This is a genomic window from Pedobacter sp. (assembly GCF_045628745.1).
Taxonomy (GTDB): domain Bacteria; phylum Bacteroidota; class Bacteroidia; order Sphingobacteriales; family Sphingobacteriaceae; genus Pedobacter.
Window position 1 is genome coordinate 1 of record NZ_JAZQPU010000284.1, and the last position, 3,086, is coordinate 3,086.

The following is a 3,086-nucleotide window of genomic DNA, read 5'->3' on the forward strand; positions in this document are numbered from 1 at the left end:
GCCAATTTAATGAACATCAACCCTATCAAAATCAACTTTTCTGTTCCGGAAAAGTATGTAGGGCAGATCAAAATGAATTCGCCTATATCGTTTACAACAAGTGGCTCTGCTAAGGTTTATACAGGAAAAGTGTTTGCCATAGAGCCCGGCATCAATACGCAGACCCGTACTTTACAAATTAAGGCCATCGCCCAAAATGCAAACATGGAGCTTTTACCCGGTGCCTTCGCTAAAATTGGCCTCTCACTAAGTACCATGGACAATGCATTGTTAATTCCTAATGAAGCCATCATCCCGGTATTGAAAGGTAAAACAGTTTTCATCAGTAAAAATGGAAAAGCCGAGCAGGTAACTGTAGAAGCAGGCACACGTACGGCAGAGGATATTGTAATTACTGCGGGATTAAAAGTTGGAGACACAGTTTTAACAACCGGCGCCATGGCCTTAAAACAAGGGTCACCGGTAACGGTTAGTATTGTAAAAAATAATTAAGACAACATGAGCATTTCAACCACCAGTATAAAAAGGCCCGTTCTGGCCATCGTCATGAACCTGATGATTCTGCTCTTTGGCGTCATCGGCTATACCTTCCTGGGTGTCAGGGAATATCCTAATATTGACCCTACGGTAGTATCTGTGCGTACATCATACCCAGGTGCTAACTCAGATATTATTGAATCACAGATTACCGAGCCCCTTGAAAAGTCGATCAATGGTATTGATGGTATCCGGAATATCTCTTCTTCCAGTAACCAGGGAACCAGTAACATCACCATTGAGTTCAATTTAGATAAAAATATTGATGATGCGGCAAATGATGTCCGCGATAAAGTTTCGCAGGCAGCAAGAAGTTTACCTAAGGATATTGATGGTAACCCTATTGTAAGTAAGGCTGATGCTAACTCTGATGCGGTAATTACCATGACCATTCAGAGTGATAAGCGCAATGTAATGCAGCTGAGTGATTATGCAGAAAATGTAATTGCTGATAGGCTTCAGACCATTACTGGTGTGAGTAGCGTACAGATACAGGGGCAAAGAAAGTATGCGATGCGTATCCGTATGGAGCCTGATAAACTTGCTGCTTATGGCTTAACTACCCAGGATATTGTCAACGCCTTGAACACGGAAAACGTGGAATTGCCATCAGGAAAAATTACAGGGGCTAACACAGAACTCGTGGTAAAAACCTTAGGTAAGTTAACCACTGAACAGGAATTTAACGACCTGATTCTAAAAAATGATTCTAATAATATAGTGCAGCTGAAAGATGTGGGCTACGCTGTTTTAGGTTCAGAAAACGAAGAAACTGTATTAAGAGAATCAGGAAAACCGATGGTGGCCATAGGATTGGTACCTCAGCCCGGCGCCAATTACCTGGAGATTTCTGAAGAGTTTTACAAACGATTTGAACAGTTGCAACAAGATATCCCCAAAGATATCAAGCTCAATATTTCTTTAGACACTACCCTATTTATCAAAAGTTCTGTAACCGAAGTAGCGGAAACGATATTGATCTCCCTGGTATTGGTGATTTTGATCATCTACCTGTTTTTTAGAGATTGGGCCATCGCCTTCAGGCCCCTTATTGATATTCCGGTATCGCTGGTTTTCACCTTTTTCGTCATGTACATCTTTGGCTTCTCCATTAATGTATTATCGCTGCTGGCTATTGTATTGGCCACAGGACTGGTGGTAGATGATGGTATTGTGGTTACGGAGAACATTTTCAAGAAAATTGAAGAGGGCTACTCTCCTTTTGAAGCGGCCATTAAAGGTTCCAATGAAATTTTCTTCGCTGTAATTTCCATTTCCATTACCCTCGCTGCGGTATTCTTACCTGTTATCTTTCTGGAAGGTTTTGTGGGTAGGTTATTCAGGGAATTTGGAATTGTAATTGGTGCCGCAGTGCTCATATCAGCCTTTGTTTCTCTTACGCTGACTCCGATGTTGAATGCTTACCTGATGAAAAAAACAGGGCACAAGAAATCGAAGTTCTACGACATGACAGAGCCTTATTTTGTGAAGCTTAATGAAAATTACGCTCATAACCTGAATAAATTCCTCGACAAAAGATGGCTTGCCATCCCTATTATATTGGCTTGTGTGGGCTTAATTGCCCTCTTCTGGAATATCCTTCCTAAAGAAACTGCCCCTTATGATGACCGTAGTGCCATCAACATGAATGTAACGACTCCAGAGGGAGCATCTTTTGCTTATACGGATCGCTTTATTTCTAAAATCAACCAATTGGTATTAGACTCTGTTCCGGAGAAAAAAGTGAATATTACCATTACTTCGCCGGGTTTTGGCGGTGGAAGTACAAACGGGGGTTTTGTAAGAATGGGACTGTTAGAACCTGGTGACCGCAACAGGTCGCAGGCGGATATTGCAACAGACCTGACCAGAATTACACGCAAATTTACCGAAGGAAAAGTGGTAGTTACACAGCAACCAACCATCTCCGTAGGACGTAGAGGAGGCTTGCCAGTAAATTATATTATCCAGGCACAGAACTTTGAGAAGCTGCGGGAAAAGGTGCCTTTGTTTATGGAAGAAGTGTCTAACGACCCTACCTTCACCACTTCTGATGTGAATTTGAAATTCAACAAGCCTGAGATCAACTTAACAATTGACCGTGCGAAAGCAAAAAACCTTGGTGTATCTGCACAAGATATTGGTTCTGCTTTACAACTGGGCTTAAGTGGACAGCGTTTTTCTTACTTTTTCATGAACGGCAAACAATACCAGGTTATCGGACAGTTTGAAGTTTCTGACCGTAAAGACCCACTTGATTTAAGTTCTGTTTATGTGAGAAACAATAAAAATGAACTTATCCAGCTGGATAACGTGGTGAGTGCCAAAGAAGAAAGCAGTCCGCCGCAATTATTCCGTAACAACCGTTTCACTGCAGCCACCGTTTCTGCTGGTCTTGCGCCCGGAAAAAGTATTGGCGATGGTATTGAAGCCATGGACAGGATTTCAGCAAAAGTTCTCGATGAAACATTTTCTACTGATTTGGGTGGTGAATCCAGGGATTTTAAGGAAAGTTCTTCGAACACGCTATTTGCCTTCGGACTGGCCAT

At 42.0% G+C, this 3,086-nt stretch carries 2 protein-coding genes; both read left to right on the forward strand.

Annotated elements, in window-relative coordinates; translation table 11 throughout:
- The coding region (locus ACR2F7_RS10660; protein ID WP_432713550.1) for an efflux RND transporter periplasmic adaptor subunit at nt 1–492 on the forward strand (492 nt) is incomplete at its 5' end.
- 6 nt (nt 493–498) lie between these two features.
- Nucleotides 499–3,086: efflux RND transporter permease subunit (locus ACR2F7_RS10665; protein WP_432713551.1), on the forward strand; the 2,588-nt coding region annotated here is incomplete at its 3' end.